We start from the raw sequence: 19,424 nt of genomic DNA, 5'->3' as shown, positions 1-19,424 counted from the left end.
CTAAAATGTAAGCGGAATATGAAAATGATACTTGTAACATTTGTGCTGTCGGCATTTGCAATAACCTTACTTTCTTTTAATCAGACTTTTGATTTGAAAGCAAGTGTAAAACGTGGTAAAACTGTATACGAGACAAATTGCATGTCTTGTCACATGCCGGACGGAACCGGGCTTGAAGGAACGTTCCCTCCTTTGGAAAAATCAAAAAGACTGGCTGATAAAAACCGTTTGATCAAAGTGATTCTTCAAGGCATGAAAGGGCCTATAAAAGTAAACGGAGTAGATTACGATAGTCAAATGGCTCCCGTAAGTTTAACAGATAAGGAAGTTTCGGATGTGTTGAATTATGTCCGCAATTCATGGGGCAATAAATATCCTGCTGTATTACCAAAAGATATTCAGCCTGGATTAAAAGCTCCTTCGAAAGGATATCAGAAATTTTAATGAATCATTCGTAAATACAAATTGTTTTCATTATTGCATGACGAAAGAGATCAATGAAATAATTGCAGCATATAAAAAGGCGGTGCAGAAAGGAGTGAAGACTGCATTAGCAACTGTTGTGTATGTAGAAGGATCTTCCTACAGGAGACCAGGTGCACGAATGCTGGTGGAAGAAGATGGGCGGATGACCGGTGCAATCAGCGGTGGATGTTTAGAAGGAGATGCATTGCGAAAAGCATTGCTGGCTATTCATCAAAACCAAAATAAACTTGTTACATATAATTCGATGGATGAAGAAGATGTTGAGTTTGGCGTACAGTTAGGTTGCAATGGTATTGTGCATATTTTATTTGAACCGATTAATGCGGAAGATGAGAATAACCCCATTGCATTACTGGAACGATCGCAGTTATACAGAAGAGAAACGGTCTTGGTCACTTTGTTTTCACTGCACAACTTCCATGGTCATCAACCCGGTACTTGTTTTTTTCTTGATAAGGAAACAAACTACAGCACCATTGATGATGATGCTTTGCAAGCCATCGTTCAAACCGATGCATCATCAATACTTGCAACAGGATCATCTGTTATCAAAGAATACGAATCGTTTGAATTGACAGCCTTTGTTGAATTGTTGCAGCCATCTGTTTCATTGATCATTGTTGGTGCAGGTAATGATGCATTTCCGTTAGTGGAAATGACGAAGGTGCTGGGTTGGCAGATAACGGTTGCTGATGGACGATCCACACATGCCAATGCACAACGTTTTCCTGACGTGCATCAATTGATCATAGGAAAGCCTGCAGATGTTATCAATCAACTTGTGCCGGATGAATGGACGGTTTTTCTGTTGATGACACATAATTACAAGTATGATCTGGCAATGATGAAGCTGTTATTGCAGATCAACTGCAGATACATTGGTACACTCGGGCCAAAGAAACGTTTGGAGCGTATGTTCGATGAATTAAAAGAAGAAGGTATTACAGTAACAGATGAACAACGTGCAATGATCCATGGACCGATTGGTCTGGATATCGGCGCAGAAGCTGCAGAAGAAATTGCTTTATCAGTATTGGCAGAAATAAAAGCTGTGTTTGCAGCACGTACAGGTGGCTTTTTGAAAAAGCGCTCCGTCAGTATTCATACCCGCAATGAATTGGAATTACAGAAATTAAGCAGCAATGGCAAATGAGCAAAAAAATACTACCGGCCTTATACTGCTTGCTGCTGGTGCATCGTCACGTTTAGGTTCCCCAAAACAATTATTGGATTTTGCTGGTTCAAAGCTGTTGCAACATGCCATTGATACAGCACTCGCATCAAATGCAATACATCTTGTTGTCGTATTAGGCGCAAATGCAGACATCATCAAACAGGGTTTAAAAAATACTACCGCCGAAATGATTGTGAACGATGAATGGAAAGAAGGAATGGCTTCAAGCATCCGCTTCGGTTTACAAACGTTGGTGAAATTAAATCCGGATGTTGAAGCCGTAGTATTGATGGTGGCCGATCAGCCATTTGTAACAGCCGACTTATTGAATGAGTTGATGGAACTCAGCAAAAAAGAACAGCGCAGCATTGTTGCAAGTAAATATGGAACTACTTTTGGAACACCTGTTTTATTTACCAAACGTTTCTTTCAGGAGCTTTTGGGATTAACAGGAGATGTTGGGGCAAAAAGCCTGGTTCGAAAGTATTTAGACGAGGCAGCATTTATTCCTTTTCCGAAAGGAGAAATAGATATTGACACAGTGGAGGATTATGAAAATCTTTCAAAAGATGAATGAAGGCACGCTCTGTCTGACGCACTCGTCTGACAAAAAAATCAGCAAACAATGATTACTGTAGCAGAAGCAAAACATATTATTTCAAATAACGTAACCGCTTTAAATCCAGTTACAGTTTCGTTGTTACAGGCAAGAGGAAAAGTGCTGGCAGCAGATATATTTGCAACAGTCGATATACCTGCCTTTCCACAATCAGCGATGGATGGTTATGCATTTGCTTTTGATGATCTGCAGAAAGAATTAGTGATTGATGGAGAGATGGCAGCAGGAAGTTCATCAGCAATTGAAGTTGTAACAGGTAAAGCCATCCGCATTTTTACAGGTGCACCTGTACCCGCAGGAGCTGATACAGTGGTGATGCAGGAAAAAGTAAGAACAGAAATGGGTGTGTTAATTATCGAAGATGATAAACTGCAACGCAACAGTAATGTTCGTCCGATCGGTTCCGAGATAAAAGCAGGCGAATTGGCTTTGCCCAAAGGAAGTTTACTCACTGCAGCTGCAATAGGTTTTTTAGCAGGGATTGGTAGCACAGAAGTATCAGTGATTCCTGATCCGGTGATCAGCATTATACTTACGGGCAACGAATTGCAGGAGCCGGGCAAACCATTGTCGTACGGGCAGGTTTATGAATCGAATTCGTTTGGTTTAACAGCAGCATTGGAATCGCTGCATTTTCCTGTGCATCGCATTTACAAAGCAGAAGATGATCCTGAAGTATTAACAGCAATCCTGCAACAGGCGTTGCATGAAAGTAATCTGGTATTACTCACTGGTGGCGTAAGTGTTGGTGATTATGATTTTGTGTTGCGGGCTGCAAATACATGTGGCGTTGTGCAGCAGTTCCACAAAATAAAACAACGGCCTGGCAAGCCTTTATTTTTTGGAACGAAAGGAGATAAACTTGTGTTTGGTTTGCCGGGTAATCCATCCTCAGTACTTACCTGTTTTTATGAATATGTAACAGAAGCATTGTCATTGCAAACAAAACGCCCTTTGCAATTAAAGACTGTGCAAACTGTTTTGGCAGCAGCTTGTAAAAAAGCTCCGGGATTAACACATTTTCAAAAAGCATATTACGATGGGCAAAGGGTGTTGCCTTTAACAGCACAGGAATCATACAAATTAAATTCGTTTGCAACGGCCAACTGTTTGCTGCAATTGGATGGGGAGAAAGAAGAGTATGAAGCAAATGATCCTGTAATCATTCATCTTTTACCAGTTTAATTGAATGGATTTTATTTACCTGTTTTATATTCTTTTATTCCTCGTTGCATTTTTATATGCATCAGTAGGGCATGGCGGGGCAAGTGGTTACCTGGCATTGATGGCTATTTTCAGCATTGCACCTGATGTTATGAAACCAACAGCGTTGTTGTTGAATTTATTTGTATCGCTTACATCGTTCATCCAGTTTTATCGTGGTGGTTATTTTAAATGGAATTTGTTTTGGCCCTTTGCTTTACTTGCTGCACCGATGGCGTACTTTGGGGGGAAGATAGAAGTAGATGCGTTTGTTTATAAAAAAATTCTTGGTCTGCTTTTATTAATACCAGTTGTACGCTTTTTTTTCTTTAGCAATATCCAGGTAAATGAACTGAAGAAAGTAAACACAGGACTAGCCGTTGCAATAGGTGGCGCCATTGGTTTTCTGTCTGGTCTTATTGGAATAGGTGGTGGTATTATTCTTTCGCCGGTGCTTTTTATGTTGAAATGGGCAAATATGAAACAAGCTGCGGCAGTAAGTGCTTTGTTTATTTTCGTTAATTCACTTACAGGTTTATGGGGGCAGATGGAAAAAGGTATCCACTTTACATCCGATATGTATCTCTACGTAATCATTGCATTTGCAGGTGGATTGGCCGGGGCATATTACGGTTCGGTAAAATTCAATCAGAAAATATTAAAGAATGTATTGGCACTGGTATTGCTGGTTGCCGTTTATAAACTCTTACTGACAAACGCATAACATGAAATTTACCTTCACAGCTGTATTATTATTTATTTGTTTAGTCACAAACGCTCAACACAACATCGTTACAACCGAAAGTTTTGTGGTAAAAGGAGCTGTGCAAAAAGAAATCATTGTGACAATCTCCGCATTAAAGCAATACAAAACAACCAAGCTCGACAGTATTGTTATTACGAATCATCTGAAAGATATAAAATCAGTAATGAAGAATGTAAAGTTGGTGGCATTAAAAGATGTGCTCAAAGGATTGGAACTTTCAGAAACAAATCCCAAACTGTACAGCGAGTTTTATTTGACGATGATTGCAGCTGATGGCTACAAAGTTGTTTTTTCCTGGAATGAATTATTTAATACGACGGTTGGTAACAATGTGTTCCTGATCGTGGAAAGTGACGGAAAGTCGATTTCTGATTCGGATAGCAGGATTGCTCTCATTTCACCAATGGACTATGCCACCGGTCGTCGGTACGTAAAAGGATTACAAAAGGTTATTGTCAGCAAGGTTCAATAAATTTGCAGTATGATCACGGTGTTATTTTTTGGTAAGCTGGCAGACATCGCAGAAGCAGCAGCGGAATTGCCGCATGTATCTTCAACAGATGAATTGCTGGAACAACTGCGTTTGCAGTACCCGGCGCTTGCAGCTGAAAAGTTTATTATGGCAGTTGACAAGAAAACAATCTCAACAAATACTTTGTTAACGGATAACTGCACAGTTGCTTTATTACCTCCATTCTCGGGTGGATAAAACATGAACAACGACCGACTATATGAACGTTACCAACGCCAACTGATCCTGAAAGGATTTGGTGCCGAAGCACAACAGAAACTGTTGTCTGCATCTGTATTGGTAATTGGTGCAGGAGGATTGGGTTGTCCGGTGTTGCAATATCTTGTTGCAGCCGGTGTGGGTGCAATTGGTATTGTGGATAATGATGTGGTATCGCTTTCGAATTTGCATCGACAGGTTTTATACAATGTGCAGATGATCGGCAGACCGAAAGTTGATTGTGCAGTTGAAGTATTACAACAACTGAATCCGCAGGTAAGGTTTACTGTTTATAACGAACGGCTGACAAATAAAAATGCTTCAACTATTCTTTCTGCATTTGATGTAATAGTTGATGGCTCCGATAATTTCGCTACACGTTATTTAGTGAATGATGCCTGTGTGTTATTGAATAAACCTTTCGTCTATGGTGCTATTTCACAATACGAAGGACAGGTTGCTGTGTTGAACGTGCAAGAGAATAATGAACGTTCTGCCAATTACCGTGATCTGTTTCCGCATCCTCCAAAAGAAGGGGAAGTGTTGAATTGTGCAGAAGCAGGCGTGTTGGGTGTGTTGCCCGGCATCATCGGCAGTATGATGGCGAATGAAACCATTAAGCTCATCACAGGAACAGGTGCATTGCTGGCCAACAAATTATTTACGTATAACACACTCAATAATCAAACCTATGAACTGGAGTTGAGCAAACGTACAGAAACTGCATCACTTATTCCTGCAACACTAGAAGCATTGCAAGAAACAGATTATGAATGGTTGTGCAGTACTGCTACACTTGCAAACGAAATTGATGCAGCCGCATTTAATGATATTGTTGCTGATGGTAAAGCTGCTATTGTTGATGTTCGGGAAAAAGATGAACAGCCTGTTGTAACAGAGTTCAGTCATATGCAAATTCCATTGAACAGTTTACAGCAACATACTGCTTGGTTAACGGAAGAGACAATTGTGTTATTTTGTTTATCAGGCAAGCGAAGTGCTGCAGCTGCCAAACAGTTGACAGAACTATTCGGCACATCAAAAAAGATCTATAGTTTAAAAGGCGGTATTCAGCAATGGATGCAGCAACAAAAACAAACCGTGTAATGGAACGTAAACCGAAGAATATATTTACACAAGGTGCTATTGATCCGGCATTTATTGCAGACAGTATTGCCAAACATAGCAGTAAAACAAACATCGGCGGACATAGCATTTTCTTAGGACAGGTAAGGGCAGATCTCATTGATGAAAAGAAAGTCGCAGCCATTGAATATACAACGTATGAAGAGTTGGCATTGGAAAAAATGCATACCATTCGTGAAGAAATATTTGCGAAGTATGAACTCACCTGCATGCACATACATCACAGCTTGGGAACAGTAGTAGCAGGAGAGATCTGTTTGTTTGTATTTACATCATCGGCACATCGCCGTGCAGCCATTGATGCCTGCAACGAAGTGGTGGAACGCATTAAAACAGAATTGCCGGTTTGGGGAAAAGAATTATTTGAAGACGCATCGCATCAATGGAAAGTAAATCAATAAACAATGGTCGACATTACGCATAAATCAACAACCTTACGCCAGGCAATTGCCACAGCATTGCTCACCGTTTCCAAGCAGGAAACCATTGATGCTATTCAAAACAAAACTGTACCTAAGGGTGATGTGTTTGAATTCTCCCGTGCAGCCGGTTTACTGGCGATCAAAAAAACCAGTGATGTCATTCCTGATTGTCATCCGTTGCCTGTTGAGTTTGCCTCCATCAAACATTCCATTGAAGGATTAAGCATTCTCATTTCAGTTGAAGTGCATACGATCTATAAAACAGGCGTTGAAGTAGAGGCGATGCATGGTGCAGCTATCACAGCTTTAACCATGTATGATATGTTGAAGCCGTTGGATAAAGGTGTGGAAATTTCCTCCATCAAACTCGAAAGCAAGAAAGGTGGTAAAACAGATTTTAAAGATGAACTGAAAGAAAGCATCCGCACAGCAGTCATTGTTTGTTCTGATTCTGTTGCAGCGGGGACTAAAGAAGACAGGAGCGGTAAAGCCATTCTGCAAAAGCTGGAACAGCATCAACTCAAAACATCAGTGTACGACATTATTCCAGATGAGTTTGATTCCATTCAATCCAAAGCCAAACAATACAGCAGCGAAGGATATAACCTCATCTTATTCACAGGCGGCACCGGCTTGTCGCCACGAGATATTACACCGGAAGCGATTCAACCACTACTTGACCGGGAAATACCCGGTATGATGGAAGCTGCCCGCAACTATGGTCAGCAACGTACACCCTATGCTATGTTATCAAGAGGTGTTGCAGGTTTCATCGACAACTCACTTGTTATTACATTGCCCGGTTCAACCAAAGGTGCAGAAGAAACAATCGATGCGTTGTTTCCCTATGTGCTGCATCTGTTTCGTGTGGCCAAGGGTATGCGTCACGATGAAAAATAAAACTATCGTATAAAAACTGTCTTCTCTTTCGTCATGGCATCAGCGAGCCAATATGGATTTATTGTTGCAAGCTCACTAGGAAGTTGATCAGGAGAAAAGAATTTCAATTCCTGGGTTTCATTATTTGAAAAACCTTCGGCTATCTCTGTTGTAAGCTTTGCTTCAAAGTAAGAAGTAACATATTGTACTGTTCTGTCAGAGTAATTATATGTTTGAGTTGCAGGCGAAGAGTAAACGCCGATAAAACGAATGAGATCTGCTGTGCTGTTTGTTTCTTCTTCTATTTCACGTAACAAGGCTTGTTCAATTGTTTCGCCAAATTCTACATGTCCTGAAATAATGCACCATTGATTTACATCTTTTCTTTTCTGCAGGAGTATTTCACCATTTTCATTAAAAATGGCTGCTGCAACTGCAGGTAATATTTGCGTATTCATCATTACTGTTTTTATAAGCTAAGATACAAATGAGTCTTTAGCTTGACTGCTGTGGCCATATTACAACGTTGTAGTAAGGATATTTGTCGTTTTAACGAATAAAAAACGCCGTTGGGTATAAGAGCTTTTTTCCAGTGTAATCCTTTATCAGTAAGGGTTTTGCTAAATCAAGTGGCATTTGGCATCATAAAAACAGGCGCATCTTGATTTGATGGCTAAACACAGGTTCAATAATTTTACATCATCAAATCAGGGAATAAGAAGTTAAAACCAAATAATTCTCAGGATTTGAAAGCTCAACAACCAGATTTTCAGAACTCTTTTTTATATGGCAAGCAATCGTTAACGGTCACCTGTTTCTACAGATGACCTTTTTCTTTTATAACCCTTTTCAAACAACTACTCTTCATCATTCTTAATTTTTGCAACAAAGCTGCTCAGGCTTTTGCCGATAAACTCATTGCAGAATAAGATATGTTTGCAAAAGGATTTGTTCAGAAAAACAAATCAGTTGTAACGCAAAACATGAACTGGAAATATATTGCTGCCGGAGTATTCTTTGCATTGTTGTGGTCGTCGGCAGCAACTGCTACAAAAATCTCATTGCAATCGGCTCAACCATTTGTGATAGCTGTTGCCCGTTTCTTCATTGGAGGAATAGGCATGTTGGTTTTTGCACATCTAATATGGCGCAAACGTTTACCACAAAAAAAGGAGTGGCTATCTATTACCGTGTATGGTTTACTCAACATCAGTTTATACCTGGGTTTGTATGTAGTGGCCATGCAGGAAGTATCAGCGGGCTTAGGAAGTATGGCCGTAGCTGTGAACCCGGTACTCATCAGTATTCTTTCTGCAGTTCTGTTTGATCATAAGATGGGCGCAAAGCATTGGCTGAGTTTATTGCTTTGCAGCGCAGGGGTGGTTGTTGCAGCCTGGCCTTTGTTACAAAACAGTTTTGCCACAATAAATGGTATTCTCATTATGCTGGTGAGCATGCTTGCTTATTCCGCTGGCGCCATATATTTTGCCCGCACAAAGTGGAGCAATCTGCATATTCTCACAATTAACGGGTGGCAGACCTTGATCGGCGGTGTGCTACTCATTCCTGTATTGTTACTTACATATAACAGCGAACTCAATCGTTTTGATCTTAATTTCTACAGCGGAGTATTATGGCTGGCCATACCGGTTTCAATTGCAGCTGTACAATTATGGTTATGGCTGCTGAAACGAAATGCAGTAACAGCATCATACTGGTTATTCCTTTGCCCGGTATTCGGGTTCATCATTGCGGCAATAAGTCTGAATGAACCGATCACGCTGTTTACAGTTGCCGGGGTGCTGCTTGTAACAGCTGGATTATATATGGTACAAAAGAATATTGCAGTAAAAAAGAAAAATTGATTCAGCTTTTAACAAGCCCTGTACAGGTGCCCAAACTCGCTACCAGCATTTTTAATGATCTGTTTCCGGTGCTGTAATCTTTTCATTTTATCATCAAAGTATGGACTTAATCCCGCTTATCATTGGAATATTTCCATCCGGTCAGTTAGACTTTGAAGGCCAAAACGCTCCGAAAAGTCAAAAATTTACATGAAACTTGAGGGTGTTTATAAAAAAGTGGAAAAACTTCTATCATTTTTTTAAGAAGTTTGGAAAGTTTAGCTACTTTAGTCCCGCTGTTTATAAATGATTGCCATGCTGCTAAAGAATAACCGTTACAAAAGACAGATCCAAAAGCATCTCTATTTTGAGAAGGAACTTTCCTGTGCTGATCTGAGTTTACTAACCGATAAGAGTCTTCCGCTTACAACACGTGTGCTGAACGAGTTGATTGAAGAAGGTTCAGTAGTTGAGTCGGGCTACGCCAGTTCAACAGGCGGTCGTCGTCCCCTGGTTTATTCCCTCAAAGCCGATATGCTTTATGTTGTTTCAGTAGCAATGGATCAGTTGGTGACCCGTATTGCTATTCTGGATATGCAGAATAATTATGTGCTCGAGCCGCTGCGTATTGAACTTCCGTTGAGCAACAACCCCAATGCATTAGCACAACTCACACAACACATCAACAGTTATATACTTTCTTCAGGTATTTCCAAACAAGCCATCGCAGGCATTGGTATTGGGATGCCGGGTTTTATTGATGTAACAAAAGGGATCAATCATTCATTTCTTAAAACAGAAAGCGGCAGCAGTATTGTAAGTATTGTTGAAGCAGCAGTTGGCGTACCTGTTTTTATTGATAACGATTCCAGTTTAATTGCATTAGCTGAGTTGAAATTTGGAGCTGCCCACAATAAACAAACTGTAATGGTGGTGAATGTTGGCTGGGGTATAGGCTTAGGAATGATCATGAAAGGTGAATTGTTTCGTGGCAACAATGGTTTTGCCGGCGAATTCAGTCATATTCCTCTTTTCACCAATAATAAAATGTGCTCTTGCGGTAAGAGCGGTTGCCTGGAAACTGAATCATCTTTATTTATTGTTACAGAAAAAGCCATCCAGGGATTGAAGGAGGGAAAAGTTTCTATGCTCAGGAACTTAACACTGGAAAACGCAGAAGATTCATCAAGGGCAATTATGGATGCAGCCGTTAAAGGTGATAAGTATGCCATTGAATTACTTTCTGAATCCGGTTACAATATTGGCCGTGGTATTGCCATTCTTATTCATTTGCTCAACCCTGAGTTAATCATATTAAGTGGCCGTGGTTCTGTGGGCGGAAAAGTTTGGTTGGCGCCAATTCAGCAAGCTATTAATGAACATTGCATTCCTAAAATTGCCGAGAATACCGAATTAGAAATTTCATCATTAGGATTTCAGGCCGAGTTGATTGGAGCTGCCGCATTAGTTATGGATCATTTTGACTCTCTCGAAAGGCGCAAAACCAAAAGCACCGGCAATGAAGTAGAACTATAAAATACACCTCATACTGCTTATCCCATTATTCACTTGTCTCTTTTATTTTTTAAACCCCATAAACAAACTGCAATGAAAATGTTGCTAAAACGATTGCTGCTTTATACCATGGCAGCCGTGTGCTTTATCCAGGTAAATGCACAGGAAAAAAGAATGGTTTCAGGTACGGTCAGGGATGCAGACGGAAATGCTGTGCCGGCTGCAACCGTTACAGAAAAGGGAACTTCCAATTCGGTTACAACCGACATGAAAGGTATGTTCTCAATTAGTGTTGCTTCTTCTGCAACACTCGTAATTACTTCAGTTGGCTATAATGATCTTGAAGTAAAAGCCGGATCAACCAACATTAATGTTGAACTGCAATCTGCATCAAAAGAATTGCAGGGTGTGGTTGTAACAGCACTTGGTATTAAACGCCAGAAAAAATCGCTGGGTTATGCCGTGCAGGAAGTAAAAGGCAGTACACTTGTTGATGCACGTGAGCCAAACCTTGCCAACACACTTACAGGTGTGGTTGCAGGTTTACAGGTTGTGCGTTCAAGCAATGGCCCTGCAGGTTCTTCAAAAATTATCCTGCGTGGCAGTAATTCACTTACAGGTTCTAACCAACCATTGATTGTGGTTGATGGTGTGCCCGTTGATAATTTCACCGGTGGTAACAACAACGATTACTGGAATCCTTCTTTGGATTATGGTAATGGTTTGGCAGATCTTAATCCAAGCGATATCGAATCGATCACTGTGTTGAAAGGACAAACAGCTGCTGCCTTGTATGGCTCACGTGCAGGTAACGGTGCTATTCTTGTTACAACTAAAACAGGTAAGAAGCAGGCTGGTCTTGGTATGTCATTCGCTACTACATTTGGCTTTGAAAGTGTGTTCACCAATCCTGAAATGCAAAATGTATTCGGACAGGGTAGTAACGGTGTATTCGATGCTACTGGTCCTGATAGAAATTTAAGCTGGGGTCCAAAGATTGCGGGGCAACAGGTATCGCCAAACTGGAATAACCAAAGCGAAAAGCTTACGTATTATAACAATGTAAAGAATTTTTACGATAAAGGTTTCAACCAGAACTACAACCTTACTTTCCAGCAACAGTTCAATAATATTTCGGTGTACAGCTCTTTTAACCGTTTTGAAGATAAGAGCATGATCCCCGGTGCAAAACTGTTACGTCACAACTTTACCACACGTAGTGTTGCAAAATTCGGACGAGGAGATAAATGGACAGCTGATATGAAAGTGCAATACTCAAACACAACGGCTCAAAACAGGCCATTGGCTGGTAACAATGTTAACAACGTTGCCAGATTGTTGTACACTATGCCCGTATCACTTGATGTTACTCAATTCAAAGCTGGAACAGATAAGTTTGATAACATGATCTGGTGGAACCAGTCATCGCAGGTAAATCCTTATTGGATGAGTAAAAATGCGTTGAATAAGGATAGCCGTGATCGTTTTATTTTAACAGGTTCTCTGAAGTATGATATAGCCAAATGGTTAAGTGCTGAAGTAAAAACCGGTGTTGATATGTACACCAACAATTATACGACAAAAGTTCGGGCAGGAAGTCCTATTGCAACCAATGGCCGTTACGGTACTGGTAAATCAGTTTTTTCTGAAATGAACTACAGTGGTATGTTATCAGCAAAGAAAGATAATCTCATTTCGAAGCTGAGCGCAAATGCAATGATTGGTGGCAACCTTATGCAGACGAAGAGTTCGGGTATAGACGGTTCAGCAAATCTTGTTGTGCCTAACCTGTTCTCTTTAGGTAATGCAGTTGGTAATCCCAGTATCTCAGAATGGGTTAGCGAAAAGCGCATTAACTCAGTGTTTGGAACGGCAGGTATTAACTGGGATGAATATCTCTACCTCGACGCTACATTCCGTAACGACTGGTCTTCTGCTTTAGCAAAAGCTAACCGTTCTTATTTCTATCCCTCAATAAGTGCGGCAGTTGTTGTATCTGAAATGCTTGAGAAGAAGAATGTAAACATGCCGTCATGGTTCAACTATGCGAAGGTTAGGGCATCATATGCTTCAGTTGGTAACGACATGCCCCCTTATCAGTTGTACAATTCTTATTGGATCGGTCGTGATCCGAACAATGCAACTACCGCAGGTCGTAACAATACATTGTACAATGAAAACGTAGTGAATGAATTGATCAAATCAAGAGAACTTGGTGCTGAATTGAAGTTCCTCGGCAGCCGTGTAACAGTTGATTTCTCTATGTATAAGAACAATGCAACAAACCAATTGATCGACCTGCCGCTTGATGCAACAAGTGGATATAATTATAAGAAGATTAATGCGGGTAACATCCAGAACAAAGGGTACGAGATCATGGTTGATGCTCGTGTAATCAACAAATCAGATTTTGTTTGGAATGTTTCTGCCAACTTCTCTCACAACGATAACTCCATAATTGATATCCTTAGAGATTCAGGTGTCACAAAGTATCCGTTGGGTGGTTTTGATAACCTGGCTATTACTGCAACTGCTGGCGAAAAGTATGGCGCTATTTACGGTACAACATTCAGACGTGTAACTGATGACAAAAGCCCTTACTATGGCCAACTCATCTTGAATGGTACCACAGGTTTGCCGCAGTTGGGCGAGTCGAATGTATTCCTTGGCAATCAGCAGGCTTATGGTTTATTAGGTGTTACCAATACATTCGGTTACAAAGGCATTACACTCTCGTTCCTGGTTGATGCACGCTTTGGCGGCAAAATGTTCTCCTCAACATTAGCAGCTATGCAGGCAAGTGGTACTGCTGCCGAAACAGTGGTGAACGGTGCAAGAGAAAACTTTGTGGTGGATGGTGTGGTAGTTGATGGCTCGGGTTTTAAAAAGAATACAGTTGCGGTTACGCCGCAAACCTATTGGACAGCAGTTGCAACAACCGGCAACATGGGTATTAGTGAGGCAAACATTTACGATGCAAGCAATGTACGTTTAAGAAATGTACAGCTGTCGTATCAATTGCCAAAATCATTCCTGTCGAAGGCCCGCATTCAAAAAGCAACTGTTGGTGTGTCTTGCAACAACGTATGGCTCATTTCAAGCCATATGAAAGGATTAGATCCAGAATCTGTATTTGCAACACGCACTAACGCATTAGGTTTTGAAAATGCAAGTCCTCCCACATCAAGAACAATCTTGTTTAACCTTACTCTCAATTTCTAATTTGATTAAACGATTTATATGAAAAAAATATTCATAACAACAGGAATGATGCTGGCAATGGCAGCAATGATCCCTTCCTGTAAAAAATTCGATAGTCTGACAGTAAGTCCTACTGCGGCTACATCCGAGCAGGTGCAGGTAGAGTACTTACTCACCAACTCAATCGTGGGTGCACAAATGGATCCGCATATTGCAGAACGTGTGTTTGTACTTTACTGGCGCAATGCATCTCACCAGCAATTAGGAAGTACTGTTGCCATTGGTACCGATGATGATGGTTGGACAAGTGATTATTACCGCTACATTTCTGAATGGCTGAACAATGCAAATGCAGCCATCCAGGTAGCAAACGAAAAAGTTGCAGCGGGCAACATCAAGCCTTATACAAACAACCTGCTGCAGATGTCAAGGATCTGGAGAGCTTACCTGATGAGTGAAATGTCCGATAACTTCGGTCCGATTCCTATCAATGGTTTCCAGGGTGTAAATCCAACCTTCTCAGATGTAAAGTCTGTTTACTATTTCCTGTTAGATGAGTTGAAAGATGCATCAGCAAAGCTGGAAACAAATGTTACTGCAAAACCTTCAGATGCAAACGGAGATCCTGCTTATGCATACAATTATGCAAAGTGGAAAAAGTATGCAAATTCAATGCGTATGCGTTTAGCCATGCGTTTAAGTGAAGTAGATGCAGGAAAAGCAAAAACAGAATTTGAAGCTGCTGTTGCAGGCAGCGACTTTATTGCATCTGCAGCAGATTTCTTCCAGGTGCAGGAGAAAGATGGTTGGGATCCGTTAACAGGTGTAATGAGCCGTGAGTGGAATCCGCAGGTTCTTTCTGCGTCGTTAAATAATCTGTACACCGGTTTAGGCGGTATTCAAACAACTGCTCAATTACCTGCTTCATATCATACAGCTGTTAAGCCAGCTGATTATGTAGGTTTACGTTTGGTTGATCATTTCCCAACAACTACCAATAATCCTGTAGCTCCTTACTGGATGGATGGTTTACCTAACATGATCGATCCACGGGCTTATAAGGCTTTTGCAATTCCTGGTGATTTTACTGATCCCGGTTTTTGCTTCTATCCATCATGGGATAACAGTTCAAGAACTACTAACCGTACATTGGCAGCCGGTGGTGCTTCGAATGTTGCAGTAAACATTAATGCTTCCAATACTTTCAATGGTTACAATGGTGGCGATTGGGGTGCAAAGGGCAGCAGAAATACTGTAAGAGCATGGGGTGGATCAATGCCACGTTTGAAACTTAATTTCAGAAACAGTAAAAGCAAACGCATTTTCTTTGCTTCATGGGAAACTTATTTCCTGATTGCAGAAGCTTCAGTGCGTGGATGGACTGTTCCAATGAGCGGACAAGCTGCTTACGAAAAAGGTATTGAAGAAAGTTTCAGCTACTGGGGTGTAAGTTCTCATCTTGCAGCCTACAAAGCTTCAACTGAGTATAACCGTTGTGGTACATCTGTAAGCTGGACACATGTTGCAGAACCTCCTGCCAGCTACACTGCAAACTATGTTGATGGTTACACCAATACTCCCGGTACAGCAACTGTTTTATATCCGGTAAATACGATTTATAAAAACGGTGCAGTAAAAAATGATCTGTTGAGTAAGATCATCACACAAAAATATATTGCACAAAATCCATGGTTGCCGTTAGAAGCATGGAGCGATCACAGAAGACTCGGACTTCCTTTCCTGGAAAATCCTTGTGTTGAAAGCGGTTCGTTACCAAACAACCCTGCATTAACTTCTGCTACGTACATGACCAATGCTGCTAACTTCTTCCCGCAACGATTGAAATATCCTTCGGGTTTGAAGAACAGTAACGCCAAAGGTTATACACAGGCTGTCGCTGCACTTGGTGGTGCCGACAATTTGTTTACATCATTATGGTGGGCTAAAAAGTAAACAAAAGAGTTTTCTCATAATCAGTAGTTTTAGCATACAAAACTATCGGGCCGGCCATTCCTGGCTGGCCTCTTTTTTAAAAACTGTATGTGTTCGTGGTTAATTGTTTTTTATGATCAAGGAATTTCATTTTTCACTGCTACTTATTTTCCTTCTCACAGCAACAGCAGCTGCACAACCTGCTGTTCAGAAAATACCACTCCATCAAAACTGGCAATTCAGCCAGCACAACCAAGACAAATGGTATACTGCTAAGGTTCCCGGCACAGTGCATACCGATCTGCTTTATAACAAACTTATTCCCGATCCTTACTACAGAGACAATGAAAAAAAACTGCAATGGATCGGCGAAACTAACTGGGAATACAAAACAACATTTAGAACAACTGCTTCTGTATTACAGAAAAAAAATATTGAACTGGTGTTTGATGGGTTAGATACTTATGCTGATGTGTATTTGAATGGTCAGCTTCTTTTTTCTGCTGATAATATGTTTCGCCAGTGGAAAGCTGATGTAAAACAATTGCTCAAACCAAATAATACATTACTCATTCGCTTTGGATCAGCCAAAAACAAAGTTGATTCCATTGCAAAATCGAAACTGCCTTTTGTGTTGCCCGATAATCCCCGAACGTACGCACGCAAAGCACAATATCATTTCGGGTGGGATTGGGGGCCGACATTCATCACCTGCGGCATTTGGAAAAATGTTTACCTCGAAGCTTTTGATGATGCTGTTGCAGAAAAACCATTTACTGCAGTTAATAAAGTTGAATTAGTACAGGAGCCCGATCAATACGGCAAAACATTTTACTTTAAAATAAACGGTAAGCCGGTATACATGAAGGGAGCGAATTATATTCCTTCTGATATGTTCACCACACGATTAACAAAAGAAGATTATCGAAAAATATTAATGCTGGCGAAAGATGCAAACATGAATATGCTGCGCATATGGGGTGGTGGTATTTATGAAGATGATGTGTTTTACGATCTCTGCGATGAGCTGGGTATTTACATCTGGCAGGATTTTATGTTTGCCGGAGCAATGGTGCCGGGTGATGAACAATTTTTCAATAACGTAAAAGAAGAAATCAAATATCAGATTAAACGTTTACGACATCATAAATCAATTGTAGTATGGTGTGGAAATAATGAAGTGGATGAAGCATGGCATCAGTGGGGATGGCAAAAGCAATTCAACTTACATGGACAGGATTCTGCAAGAGTTTGGAATGAGTATGTGCGTTTATTTCGTGATAGCATTACAGCGTGGGTAAATGAGCTTGATGGGACAAGGCCTTATGTGAGTACATCGCCCACAAACGGCTGGGGACGTGCAAAAAGTATTACCGAAGGCGATAGTCATTACTGGGGTGTATGGTGGGGATTGGAGCCTGTGGAAGTATTTGAGCAAAAGACCGGTCGCTTTGTAAGCGAATATGGCATGCAGGCAATGCCCAATTATAGCAGTATTGAAAAATTTACCTTGCCGCAGGAACGTTTTCTTTTTTCAGATGTGATCAATCATCATCAGAAAGCAGGTAATGGGTTTGCAAAAATAGAATCGTACCTGCATCGTTATTTTCTTGATTCTTCGAAAGTGAAAAATCTCTCTTTGCAGGATTATACCTACCTCACACAATGCCTGCAATACTATAGTTTTAAAAATGCTATTGCTATTCATCGCAGCAAAGAACCTTATAACATGGGTACCTTGTTATGGCAGTTAAACGATTGCTGGCCGGTTGCGAGTTGGAGTATTACCGACTACAGCCGTGAACCTAAAGCTGCCTGGTATGCTGTAAAAGAAGCGTATCGTGACGATGTGAAACTGGTAAGAGACAGTGTGTATCCCAAAGACCTCGTTTTAAAGAAACCTTCGTTTTTAATCAGGCATGAAGGGGAGAACCTGTTCAGCATTGTAAGTAATGTGGATGCGAAATATGTGTACCTCCATAAACAGCAATCGTTTTTTGATATCGACGATAACTATTTTGATTTGAAAGCAGGGCAAAAGAAATACCTGCATGTGAAGAACAGGTATTTTTCAACAAGAGAAATTCCAACGATCAAAATAAAATCGCTAGTTGATGTGTTGGGCAAATGATGATGTAAAAAGCTATCAGTAAATAATATAAAGTGATGAAGAAACTATTGATTGTGCTTGTGTTTTTTGTTTCGGTAAAAACAAATGCACAGCAAAAAACAGATCCCGCAACGATTAAAGAAAAAATGCAGTGGTTTGCCGATGCCAAGCTGGGCATTTTTATTCATGCAGGTATTTATGCGGTGAATGGTATTGATGAATCGTGGAGCTTTCATAACAAAAAGATCAGTTATGTCGATTACATGAAACAGCTGAAGGGATTCACCTTGAAGAATTATGATCCTGCTGCATGGGCCGATCTGATACAGGAAAGCGGCGCAAGATATTCGGTGATCACTACCAAACATCACGATGGTGTTGCGATGTATGATACCAAAATGAACAAGCTGAGTACAGTACAGGCTACTCCCTCAAAAAAAGATATGATCAAGCCTTTCTTTGAAGAGCTGCGGAAACGCAACATCAAGTGCGGTGCATATTTTTCATTGCTCGACTGGAGCCATCCCGATTATCCCGGTTTCTTAAACGACAGCAGTCGTTATAAAATTGTCAATGATTACGAACGCTGGAATCGTTTTCGTTCTTTTTTCCAGGGACAGATTAAAGAAATTAATTCCATGTTCAAACCCGACCTCTGGTGGTTCGATGGCGATTGGGAACGCAGTGCTGAAGAATGGGAGTCGCAAAAAGTAAGAAATATGATTCTGTCTGTTAATCCAAATGCAATTATCAACGGGCGTTTACAGGGCTATGGCGATTATGATACACCTGAACAGAATTTTCCGGTATCAAGACCAAAATTCAACTGGTGGGAATTGTGTATGACCACAAATGATAACTGGGGTTTTCATCACGACAACAACTGGAAAACGCCTTATGAAGTGATCAGCATTTTTGTTGATGCCATTTCAAATGGTGGTAACCTGTTACTCGATATGGGGCCAATGGAAGATGGAACAATTCCTGCTGAACAGGTGAATGTGTTGAAAGAACTGGGTGCATGGAACAAACGTAACGGCGAAGCAATCTTTAATACCATCGGCGGTATTCCGCAGGGACATTTTTATGGTCCGACAACATTATCAAAAGATTCCTCAACGTTGTATTTATTCCTGCACGGAAGTTCGGGTGGTAATATCATGATCAAAGGATTGGATAATAAAGTTCAGGACATTACTGTACTGGGCAATAATGCAAAACTTTCGCACAAAATTGTTGGTAAAATATCGTGGAGCCATGTTCCCGGATTGGTGTATGTGAATGTTCCGCAAAATGTGTTGGAAAAGTATATCACTGTTGTTAAAATAAAACTCGATAAACCGGTAAAGCTTTATCGTGGACAAGGTGGATTTAATTAAGAAATGAAAATATAAGAC

The 19,424-nt window shown here is 40.7% G+C and carries 17 protein-coding genes; 16 read left to right on the top strand and 1 reads right to left on the bottom strand.

The window, feature by feature from the left end:
- Positions 1 to 18 precede the first annotated feature (18 nt).
- From VK159_RS02995 to moaCB, 10 genes are read left to right on the top strand one after another with little or no spacing between them, the layout of a single operon-like run.
- Positions 19 to 444, top strand: coding sequence for a cytochrome c (locus VK159_RS02995; RefSeq protein WP_324228656.1), 426 nt, complete (start codon positions 19 to 21; stop codon positions 442 to 444).
- A 37-nt stretch (positions 445 to 481) separates the two neighbouring features.
- Complete coding sequence (locus VK159_RS02990) at positions 482 to 1,639, top strand: XdhC/CoxI family protein (protein WP_324228655.1); 1,158 nt, start codon at positions 482 to 484, stop codon at positions 1,637 to 1,639.
- The gene (locus VK159_RS02985) at positions 1,629 to 2,237 is read left to right on the top strand and encodes a nucleotidyltransferase family protein (protein ID WP_324228654.1); all 609 of its coding nucleotides are present in this window, start codon (positions 1,629 to 1,631) and stop codon (positions 2,235 to 2,237) included. Before VK159_RS02990 ends, VK159_RS02985 begins: the two co-directional genes overlap by 11 nt.
- Before the next feature lie 48 nt (positions 2,238 to 2,285).
- Positions 2,286 to 3,464 carry a gephyrin-like molybdotransferase Glp gene (glp, locus tag VK159_RS02980; RefSeq protein ID WP_324228653.1) on the top strand — a complete coding sequence of 393 codons (1,179 nt, stop codon included), beginning with the start codon at positions 2,286 to 2,288 and terminating at the stop codon, positions 3,462 to 3,464.
- Between the two features lie 4 nt (positions 3,465 to 3,468).
- Positions 3,469 to 4,206 (top strand): sulfite exporter TauE/SafE family protein, encoded by a 738-nt coding sequence (locus tag VK159_RS02975; RefSeq protein WP_324228652.1) that lies wholly within the window; start codon positions 3,469 to 3,471, stop codon positions 4,204 to 4,206.
- A 1-nt stretch (position 4,207) separates the two neighbouring features.
- Positions 4,208 to 4,720 carry a molybdopterin-binding protein gene (locus VK159_RS02970; protein ID WP_324228651.1) on the top strand — a complete coding sequence of 171 codons (513 nt, stop codon included), beginning with the start codon at positions 4,208 to 4,210 and terminating at the stop codon, positions 4,718 to 4,720.
- 9 nt (positions 4,721 to 4,729) lie between these two features.
- Positions 4,730 to 4,957, top strand: a complete 228-nt coding sequence (locus VK159_RS02965) for a MoaD/ThiS family protein (RefSeq protein ID WP_324228650.1) — start codon at positions 4,730 to 4,732, stop codon at positions 4,955 to 4,957.
- A gap of 3 nt (positions 4,958 to 4,960) precedes the next feature.
- Positions 4,961 to 6,085: a HesA/MoeB/ThiF family protein gene (locus tag VK159_RS02960; RefSeq protein ID WP_324228649.1), complete on the top strand. Its 1,125-nt coding sequence runs from the start codon at positions 4,961 to 4,963 to the stop codon at positions 6,083 to 6,085.
- A complete protein-coding gene (locus VK159_RS02955) occupies positions 6,085 to 6,525 on the top strand; it encodes a molybdenum cofactor biosynthesis protein MoaE (RefSeq protein WP_324228648.1) in 441 nt (146 codons plus the stop codon). Before VK159_RS02960 ends, VK159_RS02955 begins: the two co-directional genes overlap by 1 nt.
- Positions 6,526 to 6,528: 3 nt before the next feature.
- Positions 6,529 to 7,446, top strand: coding sequence for a bifunctional molybdenum cofactor biosynthesis protein MoaC/MoaB (moaCB, locus tag VK159_RS02950; protein WP_324228647.1), 918 nt, complete (start codon positions 6,529 to 6,531; stop codon positions 7,444 to 7,446).
- Between the two features lie 2 nt (positions 7,447 to 7,448).
- On the opposite strand, the gene VK159_RS02945 is transcribed toward moaCB, so the two are convergent.
- Positions 7,449 to 7,883 carry an NUDIX domain-containing protein gene (locus tag VK159_RS02945; RefSeq protein ID WP_324228646.1) on the bottom strand — a complete coding sequence of 145 codons (435 nt, stop codon included), beginning with the start codon at positions 7,881 to 7,883 and terminating at the stop codon, positions 7,449 to 7,451.
- A gap of 525 nt (positions 7,884 to 8,408) precedes the next feature.
- On the opposite strand from VK159_RS02945, the gene VK159_RS02940 reads away from it, so the two are divergent.
- The 6 genes from VK159_RS02940 (at position 8,409) to VK159_RS02915 (ending at position 19,406) form a co-directional block, all read left to right on the top strand.
- Complete coding sequence (locus tag VK159_RS02940; RefSeq protein WP_324228645.1) at positions 8,409 to 9,290, top strand: DMT family transporter; 882 nt, start codon at positions 8,409 to 8,411, stop codon at positions 9,288 to 9,290.
- Between the two features lie 294 nt (positions 9,291 to 9,584).
- Positions 9,585 to 10,805, top strand: coding sequence for an ROK family protein (locus VK159_RS02935; RefSeq protein WP_324228644.1), 1,221 nt, complete (start codon positions 9,585 to 9,587; stop codon positions 10,803 to 10,805).
- 72 nt (positions 10,806 to 10,877) lie between these two features.
- The gene (locus VK159_RS02930) at positions 10,878 to 14,006 is read left to right on the top strand and encodes a SusC/RagA family TonB-linked outer membrane protein (protein WP_324228643.1); all 3,129 of its coding nucleotides are present in this window, start codon (positions 10,878 to 10,880) and stop codon (positions 14,004 to 14,006) included.
- Positions 14,007 to 14,024: 18 nt separating this feature from the next.
- Positions 14,025 to 15,938: a SusD/RagB family nutrient-binding outer membrane lipoprotein gene (locus VK159_RS02925; protein ID WP_324228642.1), complete on the top strand. Its 1,914-nt coding sequence runs from the start codon at positions 14,025 to 14,027 to the stop codon at positions 15,936 to 15,938.
- A 112-nt stretch (positions 15,939 to 16,050) separates the two neighbouring features.
- On the top strand, positions 16,051 to 18,048 hold the full coding sequence (locus VK159_RS02920) for a glycoside hydrolase family 2 protein (RefSeq protein WP_324228641.1): 1,998 nt from the start codon (positions 16,051 to 16,053) through the stop codon (positions 18,046 to 18,048).
- Between the two features lie 35 nt (positions 18,049 to 18,083).
- Entirely contained in the window at positions 18,084 to 19,406 is a 1,323-nt protein-coding gene (locus tag VK159_RS02915) for an alpha-L-fucosidase (protein ID WP_324228640.1), read from the top strand.
- Positions 19,407 to 19,424 lie beyond the last annotated feature (18 nt).

It is taken from the genome of Lacibacter sp., from assembly GCF_035299325.1.
In the GTDB taxonomy this organism is placed as follows: domain Bacteria; phylum Bacteroidota; class Bacteroidia; order Chitinophagales; family Chitinophagaceae; genus Lacibacter.
The sequence above is the reverse complement of the archived record's forward strand: the minus strand, read 5'-3'. Positions and strand labels throughout refer to the sequence as shown.